Genomic DNA, 15804 nt, shown 5'->3' on the forward strand with positions numbered 1-15804 from the left:
CGTGGCCAGGACCAAGGAATTCGATCCCGACGCCGCACTCCAGGCAGCTCTCGAGCTGTTCTGGACGCGCGGGTACGAGGCGACGACGATGGCGGATCTCGTCGACCGCCTCGGGATCGGCCGCGCCAGCATCTACGCCACCTTCGGCAACAAGCACGCCCTCTACATGAAGGCGCTGGACCGCTATCTCCAGTCGTGCGAGCCGGTGATGCTGGAGGAGCTGTCCGCGCCGGGGCCGGCCCTGCCGCCGGTACGGAGCCTGATCAGGCGGTTCGCCGCGGAGGCGGGGGCCGAAGCGACACGCCTGAGCGGGTGTTTCGTCACCAACTCGGCGGCCGAACTGGCGCCGCACGACCGGCCGGTGGCGCACCGGGTGGAGCTGAGCTGGGAGCAGATCGAGACCCTGCTCCACTCCTCCCTGGTCCGCGCCCGCGCCCAGGGCGAGCTGCCGCCCGACCGTGATCCGCAGGCCCTGGCCAGGATGCTCCTCGTCCTGGCGCAGGGGCTGCGGGTGGTCGGCAAGGCGTCGAGCGACCCGGCCCGGGTCCACGACGCGGCGGAGCAGGCCCTGACACTGCTCGACTGAGGTACCGAGGCCGACGGCCGAAGGGGCGCCCCACGGCGCCCCTTTCCCCGGCCTTCTTATTGGAACGTCCGGTCAAGAAACGTCAAGCAACCAGGAGACTTCGCCATGTCCGCACGCTTCACCGACCAGCGCGTCCTCGTCACGGGCGCAGGCACCGGCCTCGGACGGGCCATCGCGCTCGCCTTCGCGGCCGAGGGCGCGAAGGTCGTCGTCTCGGGCCGCAGCGCGAGCACCCTCGCCGAGACGGTCTCCCTGATCGAGGCCGCCGGCGGTACCGCGGCCGCCGTCACCGCCGATGTCTCGCTCGCCGAGGACACCCGCCGGCTCGTCAGGGAGACCGTCGAGATCTTCGGCGGGCTCGATGTCGCCGTGAACAACGCCGGGGTCTTCCTGGGCGGCGCGCCCGCCGCCGACTTCCCGCTGGAGGAGTGGCAGACCCTGCTCGACATCAACGTCACCGGCGTCCTGCACTCCCTCCAGGCGGAGATCGCCCACATGCGGGCCCACGGCGGCGGCGCCATCGTCAACATCTCCTCCAACCTCGGCCCGCACGTGCGCGTCCCCGGCCTCTTCGGCTACCAGGTCTCCAAGGCCGCGGTCTCCGCGATGACGCGCGCCGCCGCCCTCGACCACATCGCCGAGGGGATCCGGATCAACGCGGTCAGCCCGGGGGCCTCGGACTCCACGATGTCGCTGCGGCCCGGCGAGACGGAGGCCGAGCGGGCGGTGCGGATGAAGGACGAGTCGCCGCTCGGCCGGATCTCGGCGGCCTCGGAGGTCGCGGCGGCGGTGCTCTACCTCGCCTCGCGGGACGCCGGCTCGGTCGTCGGAGCGGATCTGGTGATCGACGGCGGCGTTTCGGCCTGAGGCGCCCGGCCGTAGGCCGTGCGGTCCTGCTGAAGGGGTGACGGACGACGCGCGGGTCAGCCCTCGATGGCGGTCGGGTCCATCCACATGACCTCCCAGTGGTGGCCGTCGGGGTCCGTGAACGAGCGGCCGTACATCGAACCGAAGTCGATGGGCTCCTTCGCCGCCGTACCGCCGGCGACGAGGGCGCTGTCCGCGAGCTCGTCGACCTTCTCGCGGCTCTCGGCGCTCAGCGTGAGGAGGACCTCGGTCGACCTGGTCGCGTCGACGAGCTCCTTGCCCGGCGCGGTGAACTCCTTGAACTTCGCCTCGGACAGCAGCATCACGAAGATCGTGTCGCTGATGACCATGCAGGCGGTCGTGTCGTCGCTGAACTGCGGGTTGAAGGAGTAGCCGACCTTGCCCCAGAAGGCCTTGGTGGTCTCCAGGTCCTTCACCGGCAGGTTGACGAAGATCATCTGGCTCATGGTGTGCTCTCTCATCCGTGTCGGGTGGTGTCTCGGGTGTCGCAGGTGCCTCGTGTGTGCTTTCGAGAGATAGGACGGCGGGCCGGTGCGGAACTCATCGGCCCGCGGGCACCTTTTTTCGGGACCCGGCCGGACCGGACCGTAGGACCGGGCCGGGCTCGGCCGGTCGGGCCCGGCGGTCCGGTCCGCGCCCATCCCGGACGTAACCACACGTTCCGCCCCGATCCCGTGCCGACCTTCCGACCGACGCTTCCCCTTCACCGGTTGTTGCTGCACCGTCAACTCGGTACCAACTCCGTACTCCTAGGTTCCCGAAGCGCGCGACCCCGCCGCCGACCGGTGCGGCGGGTTCACACACCACTTTCTGGAGTGAGACGTGGAGCGACGCAGTTTCCTGCGTGGAGCGGTCATCGGCACGTCGGCCGCCGCCTTCGGCGGCACCCTGATGCGCGGGGCGGCCTACGCGGCCCCCGCGCAGCCCGGCTCCGGCCCCTACGGAGCCCTCGGCGCGGCCGACGCCAACGGCATCCTGCTGCCGAGCGGATTCAGCAGCCGGGTCATCGCCCGGTCGGGGCAGAAGGTCCCCGGCACCTCGTACACCTGGCACAACGCGCCCGACGGCGGCGCCTGCTTCGTCGACGGATCCGGCTGGATCTACGTCTCCAACTCGGAGATCAACCCCAGCGGCGGCGCGAGCGCGGTGAAGTTCAGCTCGACCGGCGCCGTCACCGGCGCGTACCGCATCCTCTCCAACACCCGCACCAACTGCGCGGGCGGCAAGACCCCGTGGAACACCTGGCTCTCCTGCGAGGAGGTCAGCCTCGGATACGTCTACGAGACCGACCCGTACGGCGTGAACGCGGCCGTCCGCCGCGACGCGATGGGCCGCTTCAAGCACGAGGCCGCCGCCGCCGACCCCGTCCGCAAGGTCGTCTACCTGACCGAGGACGAGACCAGCGGCTGCTTCTACCGCTTCATCCCGACCACCTGGGGCAACCTCGCCTCGGGCCAGCTCCAGGTCCTGGTGGCCGGCAGCGCCACCTCCGGCTCCTTCACCTGGCAGAACGTCCCGGACCCGGACGGCTCTCCGACCGCGACCCGCAGCCAGGTGTCCGGCGCCAAGAAGTTCAACGGCGGCGAGGGCTGCCACTACGCCAACGACACCGTCTGGTTCACCACCAAGGGCGACAACCGCCTCTGGCAGCTCAACCTCACCACCAACACCTACGAACTCGCCTACGACGACTCCCTGGTGTCCGGCGGCGGCGCCCCGCTGACCGGTGTCGACAACGTCACCGGCTCCTCCTCCGGCGACCTGTTCATCGCCGAGGACGGCGGCACCATGGAGATCTGCATCATCACGCCGGACGACGTCGTCGCCCCGTTCCTGCGGATCAACGGCCAGTCCGGCTCCGAGATCACCGGCCCTGCCTTCTCCCCCGACGGCAGGCGGCTGTACTTCTCCAGCCAGCGCGGCACCTCCGGCAGCTCCTCGGGCGGCATCACCTACGAGGTGACCGGCCCGTTCCGCGCGTAGAGACGCTCCGCGGGGGCCGTCGCCGAGACGGCCCCCGCGACCCTCCGCCCGCCGCCGAGGAGGGCGGCGCCCAGCGGCGTCAGGGTGTGCAGGACCGCGTTGCCGTGCCGCAGCGTCGCGACGAGCCCCGCCTCGCGCAGGACGCCCGCGTGCTGGCTGGCCGAGGCGAGCGACACCCCCGCCCTGCGGGCGAGTTCGCTGGTGGTGCCGCCGTCGCCGATCGCGTGCAGGACCGCCGAGCGGGTGTTGCCGACCAGCTTGGCCAGCGAGGAGCCGCCCGGCGCGTGCACGGTCGGCGCCTCGCAGTGCGTCGTCGGGTAGACCAGCACCGGGGGCAGCGTCGGGTCGCGCAGCACGACCGGTGTGCCCCGGCAGAAGTACGAGGGCTGGAGCAGCAGGCCCCTGCCGTCGAGACGCAGGTCGCGGGCGACCGGATAGTCGGCCTCCAGGACGGGCGCGTTCCAGCGGAACATCGGCGGCAGTGAGGCGAGGAGCTCGTCCGCGCCGCCGTCGAGCAGGGCCCGGCCGCGTACCGCCCGGTCCGCCTCCACCCGGGCGCGGACCTGTGGCCAGTACGGCTCGATCGCCGCCCGGTGGTAGCCGCGCAGCGCCCCGAGGAGCCGGCCGAACGGCTCGGCGCCGCCGTCGGCGAGGGCGCGCAGCGAGTGCGGCACGCTCCTGCCACCGACCCGGTCGGCGCCGAGGAGGGCGAGCTCCGCGTGCAGCCGGCCCCCGGGGGTCGCACGGACCGCCTGGAGGCCCTCGTCGAGCCCCTGGAGGCCCTCGGGAGGGGTCAGGAAGTCGGGGAAGTAACCGCGACTGGGAACGAGCGCGGCCAGCAGCCGAGTCTCCCCGTTGAGCCGCGGACGGGTCTGGGAACGCCATTCTCCGTAGACGACCGGCCCGCGCCGGTCCCTAAGCCGATGAAAGCTGAGAATCGTTTCCCACAGAACGTCGGGCCGGGCCGCCATCCGCACGCCCGCCACGTCGCTTGCGGTGAAATGAATCCGCAGCATTGAACCCCCACCTGTGCACTCGCAACCACCCCCGTCAATGAGTATGCACATCATCACAGGACGTTACCAGGGTGTTTCAGCCACACTTGAAAAGCATCGCGGGGACCGGGGGCAAACGGAAAAGCTGTGGGTGTCGGGCAGGAAACCTTCAGGACCGAGGTGGCGTGGCGAAGACCGTGGGGGGCTTCACACGTCCGGCGGCGGTCGGCGAGGGTTGCGGCTCACCTGCCCGACATGGGTAATGGGCGCGGCCACCGGGTGGGGATCCGGGGGCCGCGCCCGCCCTGTTCTTTGCGCAACCAATCGTGGAAAGTTCACAACAGAAAGTTCAACGGCCAATAATTCAACCGGCTTCGATTGAACATGACCTCACATTTGCCGAACATCCCGGGGCGGACGAAGTACGACGGGGCGGACACCTCCGCACAAGGTGTCCGCCCCGTCTCTCTTGCTGGCCGGAGCCGCCGCCCATCGGTTCGAGGGTCAGGGACGAACGGCAACTCCGGCGGTCTTTGCTACTGAACGCCCGGTCAGCGAGCCTTCAGCCGACGGCTCAGCGGCTGTCGGAGCCCTTCGACTCCGCGGCCGCGCGACCGGCCTCCAGGCGCGCCACCGGGATCCGGAAGGGCGAGCAGGAGACGTAGTCGAGGCCGACCTCGTGGAAGAAGTGCACCGACTCCGGGTCGCCGCCGTGCTCGCCGCAGACGCCGAGCTTGATGTCCGGGCGGGTGGCCCGGCCGGCCTGGACGGCGCTGCGGACCAGCGCGCCGACGCCGTCCTTGTCGATGGTCTCGAACGGCGAGACACCGAAGATGCCCTTCTCCAGGTACGCGGTGAAGAAGCTGGCCTCCACGTCGTCCCGGGAGAAGCCCCACACGGTCTGCGTGAGGTCGTTGGTGCCGAAGGAGAAGAACTCGGCGGCCTCGGCGATCTGACCGGCGGTCACGGCGGCGCGCGGCAGCTCGATCATGGTGCCGAGCGCGAGCTTCAGCTCCACGCCGGTCTGCGCGCGGACCTCGGCGATGACCTGCTCGGCCTCGTCGCGGACGATCTCCAGCTCCTGGACGGTGCCGACGAGCGGGATCATGATCTCGGCGCGCGGGTCGCCCTTGGCCTCGATGCGCTGGGCGGCGGCCTCGGCGATCGCGCGGACCTGCATGGTGAACAGGCCCGGGATGACCAGGCCGAGCCGGACGCCGCGCAGACCCAGCATCGGGTTCTGCTCGTGCAGCCGGTGCACGGCCTGGAGCAGCCGCAGCTCGTTCTCGTGCGGCTCCTTGCGGGCCTCGGCGAGAGCGACGCGGACCGACAGCTCGGTGATGTCGGGCAGGAACTCGTGCAGCGGCGGGTCGAGCAGCCGGACCGTGACGGGCAGCCCGTCCATCGCCTCGAAGAGCTCGACGAAGTCCTTCTTCTGGAGCGGGAGCAGGGCGTCCAGGGCCTCGGTCCGCTCCTCGTCGGTGTCGGCGAGGATCAGCTTCTCGACCATCTCGCGGCGCTCGCCGAGGAACATGTGCTCGGTGCGGCACAGGCCGATGCCCTGGGCGCCGAAGCGGCGGGCGCGCGAGGCGTCCTCGGCGTTGTCGGCGTTGGCGCGGACGCGCAGCCGGCGGACGCGGTCGGCGTAGGCCATGATCCGGTGGACGGCGGCGACCAGCTCGTCGGCGTCGTCGGCGCCGGCGTGCATCCGGCCCTCGAAGTACTCGACGACCGGGGACGGTACGACGGGTACCTCACCGAGGTAGACCTTGCCGGTGGAGCCGTCGATGGAGACGACGTCGCCCTCCTCGATGACCTGGCCCGAGGTGGTGGTCATCCGGCGGCGCTTGGTGTCGACCTCGAGCTCCTCGGCGCCGCAGACACAGGTCTTGCCCATGCCGCGGGCGACGACGGCGGCGTGCGAGGTCTTGCCGCCGCGCGAGGTGAGGATGCCCTCGGAGGCGATCATGCCGTCCAGGTCGTCCGGGTTGGTCTCGCGGCGGATCAGGATGACCTTCTCGCCGGAGCGGGACCACTTGACGGCCGTGTACGAGTCGAAGACGGCCTTGCCGACGGCCGCGCCCGGGGAGGCGGCGATGCCGCGGCCGATCTGCTCGACCTTGGCGTTCTCGTCGAACTTGGGGAACATCAGCTGCGCGAGCTGGGCGCCGTTGACGCGCTGGAGCGCCTCGGCCTCGTCGATCAGGCCCTGGTCCACGAGCTGGGTGGCGATCCGGAAGGCGGCACCGGCGGTGCGCTTGCCGACGCGGGTCTGCAGCATCCAGAGCTGGCCGCGCTCGATGGTGAACTCGATGTCGCAGAGATCCTTGTAGTGGGTCTCCAGAGTCTCCATGATCTGCATCAGCTGGTCGTACGACGCCTTGTCGATCGACTCGAGCTCGGCCAGCGGCACGGTGTTGCGGATGCCGGCGACGACGTCCTCGCCCTGCGCGTTCTGCAGGTAGTCGCCGTAGACGCCCTGGTGGCCGGAGGCGGGGTCGCGGGTGAAGGCGACACCGGTTCCGGAGTCCGGGCCGAGGTTGCCGAAGACCATGGAGCAGACGTTGACCGCGGTGCCCAGGTCGTGCGGGATGCGCTCCTGGCGACGGTAGAGCTTGGCGCGGTCGGTGTTCCAGGAGTTGAAGACGGCCTGGATGGCGAGGTCCATCTGCTCGCGCGGGTCCTGCGGGAAGTCGCGGCCGGCCTCGGCCTTGACGATCTTCTTGAAGTGCTTGACGAGCTTCTTCAGGTCGGCGGCGTCGAGGTCGGTGTCGACGGTGACCTTCTTGGCGGCCTTGGCCTCGTCGAGGGCCTCCTCGAAGAGCTCGCCGTCGACGCCCAGGACGGTCTTGCCGAACATCTGGATGAGGCGGCGGTACGAGTCCCAGGCGAAGCGCGCGTCGCCGGCCTGCGCGGTGAGGCCCTCGACGGAGGCGTCGGAGAGGCCGATGTTCAGGACCGTGTCCATCATGCCGGGCATCGAGAACTTGGCGCCGGAGCGGACCGAGACGAGCAGCGGGTCGTCGGCCTGGCCGAGCTTCTTGCCCATCTTCTGCTCGAGGGCGTCCAGGTGGGCGCTGACCTCGTCGCGGAGCTCGACGGGCTCGGTGCCGCTGTCGAGGTAGACCTTGCACGCCTCGGTGGTGATCGTGAAGCCGGGGGGAACCGGGAGGCCGAGGTTGGTCATCTCGGCGAGGTTCGCACCCTTGCCACCGAGCAGGTCCTTCAGGTCCCTGTTGCCCTCGGTGAAGTCGTACACGAACTTCTGATCTTTGTTTTCCGACACGTGTCTCGACTCCTCGAGGACTCGGTGGCTGCCCTGACGGCGAGGAACATACCCAGATCGAAGGCTCATGTGGAGGTACGCCTACCGGACACGTGGTCTTAACCACCCGTCCGCCAGCACATCGAAAGTAACCGACGGGTAGCTTCCGCTTTCAGGCTCCGAAGCCCCCTTGACCCAAACCTGGGGATTCGCGCTCAAGTGAGCGACTTCCACGGCATCTGTGTTCAACTCTTGAACGCAAGAGGGGTGGCACCCAGTGCCACCCCTCCATAAGTGCAACATCCCGAAATCCGCTCATCTGAGCACCACCCCTATCAAGGGTGGCGAGGATCACGCCGTACGAACGACGCGATTCCCACGATCCGGACGACCGGGATCAGCCCCCGGACGTGTCCAGCTCCGCCTCCTCGCTGATGCCCGCGCAGTCGTACGGGTCCTTCAACCAGCCGTCCGGCAGCACCACGCGGTTGTTGCCCGAGGTGCGGCCCCGGGGGCCGTCCGCGCCGGTCGGCCAGGGCTGGTCCAGGTCCAGCTCGCTCAACTGAGCGCTCAGCTCGTCCAGGGACGAGGTGACGGCCAGCTTCTTGCGCATCTCGGAGCCGACCGCGAAGCCCTTCAGGTACCAGGCCACGTGCTTGCGGAAGTCGATGACACCGCGCGACTCGTCCCCGAGCCACTCGCCGAGCAGCCGTGCGTGCCGCACCATCGCGTCCGCGACCTCGCGCAGCCCCGGCTGGGCGTACGCCCCCGTGCCCTCGAACCCCGCCACCAGGTCGCCGAAGAGCCACGGCCGGCCCAGGCAGCCGCGTCCGACGACCACGCCGTCGCAACCGGTCTCGCGCATCATCCGCAGCGCGTCGTCGGCCGACCAGATGTCGCCGTTGCCGAGCACCGGGATCTCCGGCACGTGCTCCTTGAGCCGCGCGATGGCGTCCCAGTCGGCGGTGCCTCCGTAGTGCTGCGCCGCCGTCCGGCCGTGCAGGGCGATCGCCGTGACGCCCTCCTCGACCGCGATCCGGCCCGCGTCCAGGAAGGTGATGTGGTCGTCGTCGATGCCCTTGCGCATCTTCATCGTCACCGGCAGGGTGCCGGCGTTCGCCACGGCCTCGTTCAGGATCGCCCGCAGCAGCGGCCGCTTGTACGGCAGCGCCGAGCCACCGCCCTTGCGGGTCACCTTGGGGACCGGGCAGCCGAAGTTCAGGTCGATGTGGTCGGCCAGGTCCTCGTCCGCGATCATGCGCACGGCCTTGCCGACCGTCACCGGGTCGACGCCGTAGAGCTGGATGGAGCGCGGCTGCTCGCTCGCGTCGAAACGGATGAGCTGCATCGTCTTGTCGTTGCGCTCGACCAGCGCCCTCGTCGTGATCATCTCGCTCACGAAGAGTCCCTTGCCGCCGGAGTACTCACGGCAGAGGGTGCGGAACGGGGCGTTGGTGATGCCGGCCATCGGCGCGAGCACCACCGGCGGCTGCACGATGTGCGGCCCGATGGCGAGAGGAGAGAACGCGGTCATTCCGCCATTGTCGCGCACTGCGGCGGTCCTTAGGCAGCCGTACGATCCGCACATGCCCGACCTCACACACGCACCGCTCACCCGGGGCAGGCAGCGGGTCGTCCTCGCGATCTGCTGCATGAGCCTGCTGATCGTCAGCCTGGACAACACGGTGCTGAACGTCGCGCTGCCCGCCATGCAGCGTGACCTGCGGGCTTCCGTGTCAGGCCTGCAGTGGACCATCGACGCGTACACCCTCGTCCTGGCGTCGCTGCTGATGTTCTCCGGCTCCACCGCCGACCGGATCGGCCGCCGCAAGGTCTTCGTCACCGGACTGGTCTTCTTCGTCCTCGGCTCACTCCTCTGCTCGCTGGCGCCCAGTCTGGAGACCCTGGTGGTCTTCCGGATGATCCAGGCGGTCGGCGGATCGATGCTCAACCCGGTCGCCATGTCGATCATCACCAACACCTTCACCGAGCCCGCCGCACGCGCCCGGGCCATCGGCGTGTGGGGCGGGGTGGTCGGCGTCTCCATGGCGGCGGGCCCGGTGGTGGGCGGTCTGCTCGTCGACTCGGTCGGCTGGCGCGCGGTGTTCTGGATCAACCTCCCGATCGGCCTCGCCGCGCTGCTGCTGACGCTGCGCTACGTCCCGGAGTCCCGGGCGCCCAAGCCGCGCCGCCCCGACCCGGTCGGCCAGCTGCTCGTCGCCGCGCTCCTCGGCTCGCTCACGTACGCGATCATCGAGAGCAGCCTCCCCTTCGCCGGTGCGGCGCTCGCGGCGCTCGTCGCGCTGCTGGCGTACGAGCCGAGGCGGCGGGAGCCCCTGATCGACCTGCGGTTCTTCCGGAGCGCTCCGTTCAGCGGCGCCACGATCATCGCCGTCTGCGCGTTCGCCGCCCTCGGCGGCTTCCTCTTCCTCAACACGCTGTACCTGCAGAGCGTGCGGGGCCTCTCCGCCCTCGACGCGGGCCTGTACATGCTGCCGATGGCCTCCATGACCCTGGTCTTCGCCCCGCTCTCCGGGCGGCTCGTCGGGTCACGCGGCCCCCGCCTTCCCCTGCTGATCGCGGGTACGGCGATGGCGGCGGGCTGTCTGCCCTTCGCCGCCTTCGAGGCCGAGACGAGCGACCCGCTGCTCTTCGCCGGGTACGTGGTCTTCGGTATCGGCTTCGGCATGGTGAACGCGCCCATCACGAACACGGCGGTCTCGGGCATGCCCCTCGCCCAGGCCGGGGTGGCGTCGGCGGTGGCCTCGACGAGCCGGCAGGTCGGTCAGACGCTCGGTGTCGCCGTGGTCGGAACCGTCCTGGCCACCGGGGTCGCCACGCTCTCGCGGACGGACGACTTCGTCGAGGCGAGCAGAGCCGGCTACTGGATCATGACGGGCTGCGGTTTCTGCGTCCTCCTCGTCGGGGCGCTGACGAGCGGGGCCTGGGCGCGGGGCACGGCCGAGCGGACGGCCCGGCGACTGGCCGCGGAAGGGGAGCAGACGCCCGCGGGGGCGACCTCCGCCACGTCCTGAGACACCGGCCGCCGGAGCCGCTCCAGGCCGGCCCGGGGCTCCTCGTCCAGCGGAACGTACGTCGACGGGGTCGACGGCGTCGGCGGAGGCCGGGACGCACGTGGGCCCGGGTCCCCATCGGTGACCCGGGCCCACGATCGTCCGTCGCGCGGCTGCTACCGCTCGTCGCCCGCGGTGGCGGCGGAGGTCGCCTCGGAGGTCGCGGTCGCGTTCTCCGCGGCCTCGGCCTTCTCGCGCATCTTCTTCAGCAGCTCGGCCTTCTGGTCGGCGGCCGCCTGGCGGTCGGGGTTGTGGCCCTGACCGGCGCCGGGCAGCTCGCCGCGGGACAGCTTCTTGCGCTGTCCGCCGACGCCGAGGAGGTTGTTGCGGCCCTTGGCCATGGGTGGTTCTCCCATTCAGTGAGAAATGCGGTGGTCAATCGGCTGGCGCTGCGCGGGACCTCAGGCCCGCGTGCGGGACCTCAGGCCCGCGTGCGGGATCTCAGGCCCGCGTGCGGGATCTCAGGCCCGCGGCGCTCTCACTCGTAGATCTGGAAGAACGAAGACATGCGTCAGACGCTACCTCGCCCGGCGCCCGCCGGACACCACGTTTTCCGCCGTGCGCACCCCACCCCTTCGAGTGAATGACAGATATTGAAATCTGTCATTCGCCATGCCATAGTTGTCATGCGTAGCCCTTCACCCCCGCTCCGAGGAGACCCCCATGACCTCCGCCCCCGCCCCCCGCGCCCTCCCCGCCCGCCGCCTCGGCGCCACCGGCCCCGAGGTCTCCGCCCTCGGCCTCGGCTGCATGGGCATGTCCGCGCTGTACGGCGAGAGCGACCGCGCCGAGTCGATCGCGACGATCCACGCCGCCCTCGACGCCGGCGTCACCCTCCTGGACACCGGTGACTTCTACGGGATGGGACACAACGAGCTGCTGATCAGCGAAGCCCTGCGCACGGCCCCCGTTGCCGCGCGCGAGCAGGCGCTGACCAGCGTGAAGTTCGGCGCCCTGCGCACGGTCGAGGGCGGCTTCACCGGCTATGACGGCCGCCCCGCCGCGGTGAAGAACTTCGCGGCGTACTCCCTCCAGCGCCTCGGCAGGGACCACATCGACATCTACCGGATCGCCCGCGTCGACACGGACGTCCCGATCGAGGAGACCGTCGGCGCGATCGCCGAGCTGGTCGAGGCGGGCCACGTCCGGCACATCGGCCTCTCCGAGGTCGGCGCGGACACCCTGCGCCGGGCGGCGGCCGTCGCCCCGATCGCCGACCTCCAGATCGAGTACTCCCTGATCTCACGCGGCATCGAGGAGAAGATCCTGCCGACCGCACGCCGGCTGGGCATCGGCGTCACGGCGTACGGCGTGCTGTCGCGCGGTCTGATCAGCGGCCACTTCACCCGCGACCGCGCACTCGCCCCGGGCGACTTCCGGGGCACGAGCCCGCGCTTCCAGGGCGACAACCTCGACCGGAACCTGGACCTGGTGGACCGGCTGCGCGTCCTCGCCGAGGCCAAGGGCGTGACGGTCGCGCAGACCGCCGTCGCCTGGGTCCTGGCGCAGGGCCCGCGCCACGGCGTGGACATCGTCCCGCTGGTCGGCGCCCGCCGCCGGGATCGGCTCGCGGAGGCCCTCGGCGCCCTGGACGTGACGCTGGACGACGCCGATCTGGCCGCGATCGAGGAGGCCGTCCCGGCGGGCGCGGCGGCCGGTGAGCGGTATCCCGCGGCCCAGATGGCCCACCTGGACAGCGAGCACTGACAGGTACTGTCATCCCATGGCGACCGAGACCCTGACAGCAGAGCGCATCCTCGAAGCCACCGAGGAGGTGCTCCGCCGGTACGGCCCGGCGAAGGCGACGGTGGTGGACGTGGCCCGCGTCCTCGGCGTCAGCCACGGCAGCGTCTACCGCCACTTCCGCACGAAGGCGGCCCTGCGGGAGGCGGTGACGGGGCGCTGGCTGTCCCGCACGGAGGCCGTGCTCGCCGAGCTGACCGGAGCGCCCGACCGCCCGGCCCCGGAGAAGCTCCGCGCCTGGTTCGTCGAGCTCTTCGACGCCAAGCGGCACAAGGCCGGTGACGACCCGGAGCTGTTCGCCACCTACGAGGTCCTGCTCGACGAGAACAGCGGGGTGGTCGAGGAGCACCTCGGCGTCCTGGTCGGTCAGGTCCGCGAGATCGTCGAAGAGGGCGTCCGGGGCGCCGAGTTCACCACGCCCGACGCCGACGCGACGGCCCGCGCGCTCTTCGACGCCACGGCCCGCTTCCACGATCCGGCCTATGCCCCGGAGTGGCGGCGACCCACGATCCAGGCGGAGTTCGACGCGGTGGTGGACCTGCTGCTGCGCGGACTGCGCGCGTAGCGTCCGTCGCCACCGTCACGCCGAAGCCCCCGGCTCCTTCGAGGAACCGGGGGCTTCGGCGTGACGAGCGTGCGGCGTGACGCGTGGTGCGACCGTCAGCAGCCGATCAGGCGGCTGCCCAGGTAGCCCTGGATCTGGTCGAGGGAGACGCGCTCCTGCTTCATGGTGTCGCGCTCGCGCACGGTCACCGCGTTGTCGTCCAGGGTGTCGAAGTCGACGGTGACGCAGAACGGCGTGCCGATCTCGTCCTGGCGACGGTAGCGGCGGCCGATGGCGCCCGCGTCGTCGAACTCGATGTTCCAGTTCTGCCGCAGGTCGGCGGCGAGGCCCTTGGCCTTCGGCGACAGCTGCGGGTTACGGGACAGCGGCAGCACGGCGACCTTGACCGGCGCGATGCGCGGGTCGAGGCGCATCACGGTGCGCTTCTCCATGACGCCCTTGGCGTTCGGGGCCTCGTCCTCGTTGAAGGCGTCGAGCATGAACGCCAGCATCGTCCGGCCGACACCGGCCGCCGGCTCGATGACGTACGGGGTCCAGCGCTCGCCGGCCTCCTGGTCGAAGAACTGCAGCTCGTTGCCGGAGGCCTTGGAGTGCGCGCTCAGGTCGTAGTCGGTGCGGTTGGCGACACCCTCCAGCTCGCCCCACTCGCTGCCGCCGAACTGGAAGCGGTACTCGATGTCGGCGGTGCGCTTGGAGTAGTGGGAGAGCTTCTCCTGCGGGTGCTCGAACCAGCGCATGTTCTCCTCACGGAGACCCAGACCGGTGTACCAGTTCCAGCGCTGCTCCATCCAGTACTCCTGCCACTGCTCGTCCTCGCCCGGCTTGACGAAGAACTCCATCTCCATCTGCTCGAACTCGCGGGTGCGGAAGATGAAGTTGCCCGGAGTGATCTCGTTCCGGAAGGACTTGCCCATCTGCGCGATGCCGAACGGCGGCTTCTTGCGCGAGGTCTGCAGCACCTGGCCGAAGTTGGTGAAGATGCCCTGCGCGGTCTCGGGGCGCAGGTACGCGACCGAGCCGGAGTCCTGCGTCGGGCCGAGGTGGGTGGAGAGCAGACCGGAGAACTGCTTGGGCTCGGTGAAGGTGCCCTTGTTGCCGCAGTTGGGGCAGTTCAGGTCGGTGAGGCCGTTCTCGGGGAGACGGCCGTGCTTCTCCTCGTACGCCTCCTCCAGGTGGTCGGCGCGGTAGCGCTTGTGGCAGGAGGTGCACTCGGTCAGCGGGTCGGTGAAGGTGGCGACGTGACCGGAGGCCTCCCAGACCTCGGTGGCCAGGATCACCGACGAGTCGATGCCGACGACGTCCTCGCGCGCGGTGACCATGTAACGCCACCACTGACGCTTGATGTTCTCCTTGAGTTCGACACCCAGCGGCCCGTAGTCCCAGGCGGCCTTCTGGCCGCCGTAGATCTCACTGCAGGGGTAGACGAAGCCACGGCGCTTGCTCAGGCTGACGATGGTGTCGATCTTGTCGGCGGCCACGGTGCTCTCTTCATTACGACGACGAAGTGCGAATGCTTCAGGTTACCGGCGCCCGCACCCCCCGTATCAAATCGGTCCGGGTACTGCGGCCGCATCCGCGCGCGTGGCCGGGAACACAAGAAGGACAATTGACAATCGTTTCCAACTTTGTTGAAAATGAGTGTCATGAACGTACGCCGACTGATACCCACCACCGCCGTCGCCGGAGCCGTCACCCTCGGTCTCGTGACACTCTCCGCCTGCGGCGGCGCGTCCGACGCGTCCGGCAGGTCCGCCGACGGCAAGCTCGCCGTGGTGGCGTCGTTCTACCCCATGCAGTACCTGGCCGAGCAGATAGGCGGCGACCACGTCTCCGTCGAGACGCTCACCGCGCCGGGCGTCGAGCCGCACGACCTGGAGCTCAAGCCGCGCCAGATCGGCGAGCTCGGCGACGCCGACTACATCCTCTACCTCAAGGGCCTCCAGCCCGCCGTCGACGAGGCGATCCAGCAGGCCGGCGTGGAGCACACCGTCGACGCCGCGACCCTCACGTCGCTGGAGGAGCACGGCACGACGGTCGGCCACGACCACGGCGCAGAGGACCCCGGTCACGGCGAGACGGGCCACGAGCACCAGGCCGACGAGCACGGGGCCGAGGAGGAGCACAAGGCCGAGGATGAGGGCCACGGCCACGCGTCCGAGGCCGGCGGCGACCCGCACATCTGGCTCGACCCGGTGAAGTACGCCGAGGTCGCCAAGGGCGTGGGGGCCTCCCTGGAGAAGGCCGACCCGGACAACGCCGCCGACTACAAGAAGAACACCGACGCCCTGGTCAAGAAGCTCGGCGCCCTGGACACGGCGTACGAGACCGGTCTGAGGAACTCCACCACCCGGACCTTCATCACCACCCACTCCGCCTTCGGCTACCTCGCCGAGCGGTACGGCCTGGACCAGGAGGGCATCACCGGCATCGACCCCGAGTCCGAGCCGAGCCCCGCCCGGATGCAGGAGCTCCAGACCGTCGCGAAGAAGGACAAGGTCTCCACCGTCTTCTTCGAGACCCTCGCCAGCGACAAGACCGCCAAGACCCTCGCGAAGGACACCGGCCTGCGGACCGACGTCCTGGACCCGCTGGAGGGAATCACGGACAGGTCCCAGGGCGATGACTACATCGAGGTCATGCAGTCCAACCTCGCCGCGCTGAAGAAGGCCCTCGGCGCGAAGTGACCCACCCACAGCAGGAGGCAA

General features: G+C 70.1%; 13 protein-coding genes. 7 read left to right on the plus strand and 6 right to left on the minus strand.

Going from position 1 to position 15804, the window contains the following annotated elements; genetic code table 11:
- Nucleotide 1 precedes the first annotated feature (1 nt).
- Nucleotides 2–586 carry a TetR/AcrR family transcriptional regulator gene (locus ACIPPS_RS22270; protein WP_401434781.1) on the plus strand — a complete coding sequence of 195 codons (585 nt, stop codon included), beginning with the start codon at nucleotides 2–4 and terminating at the stop codon, nucleotides 584–586.
- A 105-nt stretch (nucleotides 587–691) separates the two neighbouring features.
- Complete coding sequence (locus tag ACIPPS_RS22275; RefSeq protein ID WP_401434784.1) at nucleotides 692–1453, plus strand: SDR family NAD(P)-dependent oxidoreductase; 762 nt, start codon at nucleotides 692–694, stop codon at nucleotides 1451–1453.
- Nucleotides 1454–1509: 56 nt separating this feature from the next.
- Here the strand turns inward: ACIPPS_RS22275 and ACIPPS_RS22280 are convergent, their stop codons facing one another.
- Nucleotides 1510–1920: a VOC family protein gene (locus tag ACIPPS_RS22280; protein ID WP_401434786.1), complete on the minus strand. Its 411-nt coding sequence runs from the start codon at nucleotides 1918–1920 to the stop codon at nucleotides 1510–1512.
- Nucleotides 1921–2296: 376 nt separating this feature from the next.
- Between ACIPPS_RS22280 and ACIPPS_RS22285 the strand changes: the two genes are divergently transcribed.
- Nucleotides 2297–3457 carry an alkaline phosphatase PhoX gene (locus ACIPPS_RS22285; protein ID WP_401434788.1) on the plus strand — a complete coding sequence of 387 codons (1161 nt, stop codon included), beginning with the start codon at nucleotides 2297–2299 and terminating at the stop codon, nucleotides 3455–3457.
- On the opposite strand, the gene ACIPPS_RS22290 is transcribed toward ACIPPS_RS22285, so the two are convergent.
- The 3 genes from ACIPPS_RS22290 to dusB form a co-directional block, all read right to left on the minus strand.
- The gene (locus ACIPPS_RS22290; protein ID WP_401434790.1) at nucleotides 3427–4473 is read right to left on the minus strand and encodes an ArsR/SmtB family transcription factor; all 1047 of its coding nucleotides are present in this window, start codon (nucleotides 4471–4473) and stop codon (nucleotides 3427–3429) included. The genes ACIPPS_RS22285 and ACIPPS_RS22290 overlap by 31 nt on opposite strands.
- 553 nt (nucleotides 4474–5026) lie before the next feature.
- The gene (ppdK, locus tag ACIPPS_RS22295; RefSeq protein ID WP_401434792.1) at nucleotides 5027–7738 is read right to left on the minus strand and encodes a pyruvate, phosphate dikinase; all 2712 of its coding nucleotides are present in this window, start codon (nucleotides 7736–7738) and stop codon (nucleotides 5027–5029) included.
- 376 nt (nucleotides 7739–8114) lie between these two features.
- Entirely contained in the window at nucleotides 8115–9251 is a 1137-nt protein-coding gene (dusB, locus tag ACIPPS_RS22300) for a tRNA dihydrouridine synthase DusB (RefSeq protein WP_401434794.1), read from the minus strand.
- Between the two features lie 52 nt (nucleotides 9252–9303).
- Here dusB and ACIPPS_RS22305 point away from each other — a divergent pair, with 52 nt between their 5' ends.
- The gene (locus ACIPPS_RS22305; protein ID WP_401434796.1) at nucleotides 9304–10752 is read left to right on the plus strand and encodes an MFS transporter; all 1449 of its coding nucleotides are present in this window, start codon (nucleotides 9304–9306) and stop codon (nucleotides 10750–10752) included.
- A gap of 155 nt (nucleotides 10753–10907) precedes the next feature.
- On the opposite strand, the gene ACIPPS_RS22310 is transcribed toward ACIPPS_RS22305, so the two are convergent.
- Entirely contained in the window at nucleotides 10908–11132 is a 225-nt protein-coding gene (locus ACIPPS_RS22310) for a DUF6243 family protein (RefSeq protein WP_401434799.1), read from the minus strand.
- Nucleotides 11133–11454: 322 nt separating this feature from the next.
- On the opposite strand from ACIPPS_RS22310, the gene ACIPPS_RS22315 reads away from it, so the two are divergent.
- Complete coding sequence (locus tag ACIPPS_RS22315) at nucleotides 11455–12498, plus strand: aldo/keto reductase (protein WP_401434801.1); 1044 nt, start codon at nucleotides 11455–11457, stop codon at nucleotides 12496–12498.
- A gap of 16 nt (nucleotides 12499–12514) precedes the next feature.
- Entirely contained in the window at nucleotides 12515–13099 is a 585-nt protein-coding gene (locus ACIPPS_RS22320) for a TetR family transcriptional regulator (protein ID WP_401434803.1), read from the plus strand.
- 95 nt (nucleotides 13100–13194) lie between these two features.
- Here ACIPPS_RS22320 and ACIPPS_RS22325 read toward each other — a convergent pair whose 3' ends face one another.
- Nucleotides 13195–14577 carry a glycine--tRNA ligase gene (locus tag ACIPPS_RS22325; protein ID WP_401434805.1) on the minus strand — a complete coding sequence of 461 codons (1383 nt, stop codon included), beginning with the start codon at nucleotides 14575–14577 and terminating at the stop codon, nucleotides 13195–13197.
- 165 nt (nucleotides 14578–14742) lie between these two features.
- On the opposite strand from ACIPPS_RS22325, the gene ACIPPS_RS22330 reads away from it, so the two are divergent.
- A complete protein-coding gene (locus ACIPPS_RS22330) occupies nucleotides 14743–15783 on the plus strand; it encodes a metal ABC transporter substrate-binding protein (protein ID WP_401434807.1) in 1041 nt (346 codons plus the stop codon).
- Nucleotides 15784–15804: the final 21 nt, after the last annotated feature.

This window comes from Streptomyces sp. NPDC090127, from assembly GCF_044746945.1.
Classification (GTDB): Bacteria; Actinomycetota; Actinomycetes; order Streptomycetales; family Streptomycetaceae; genus Streptomyces.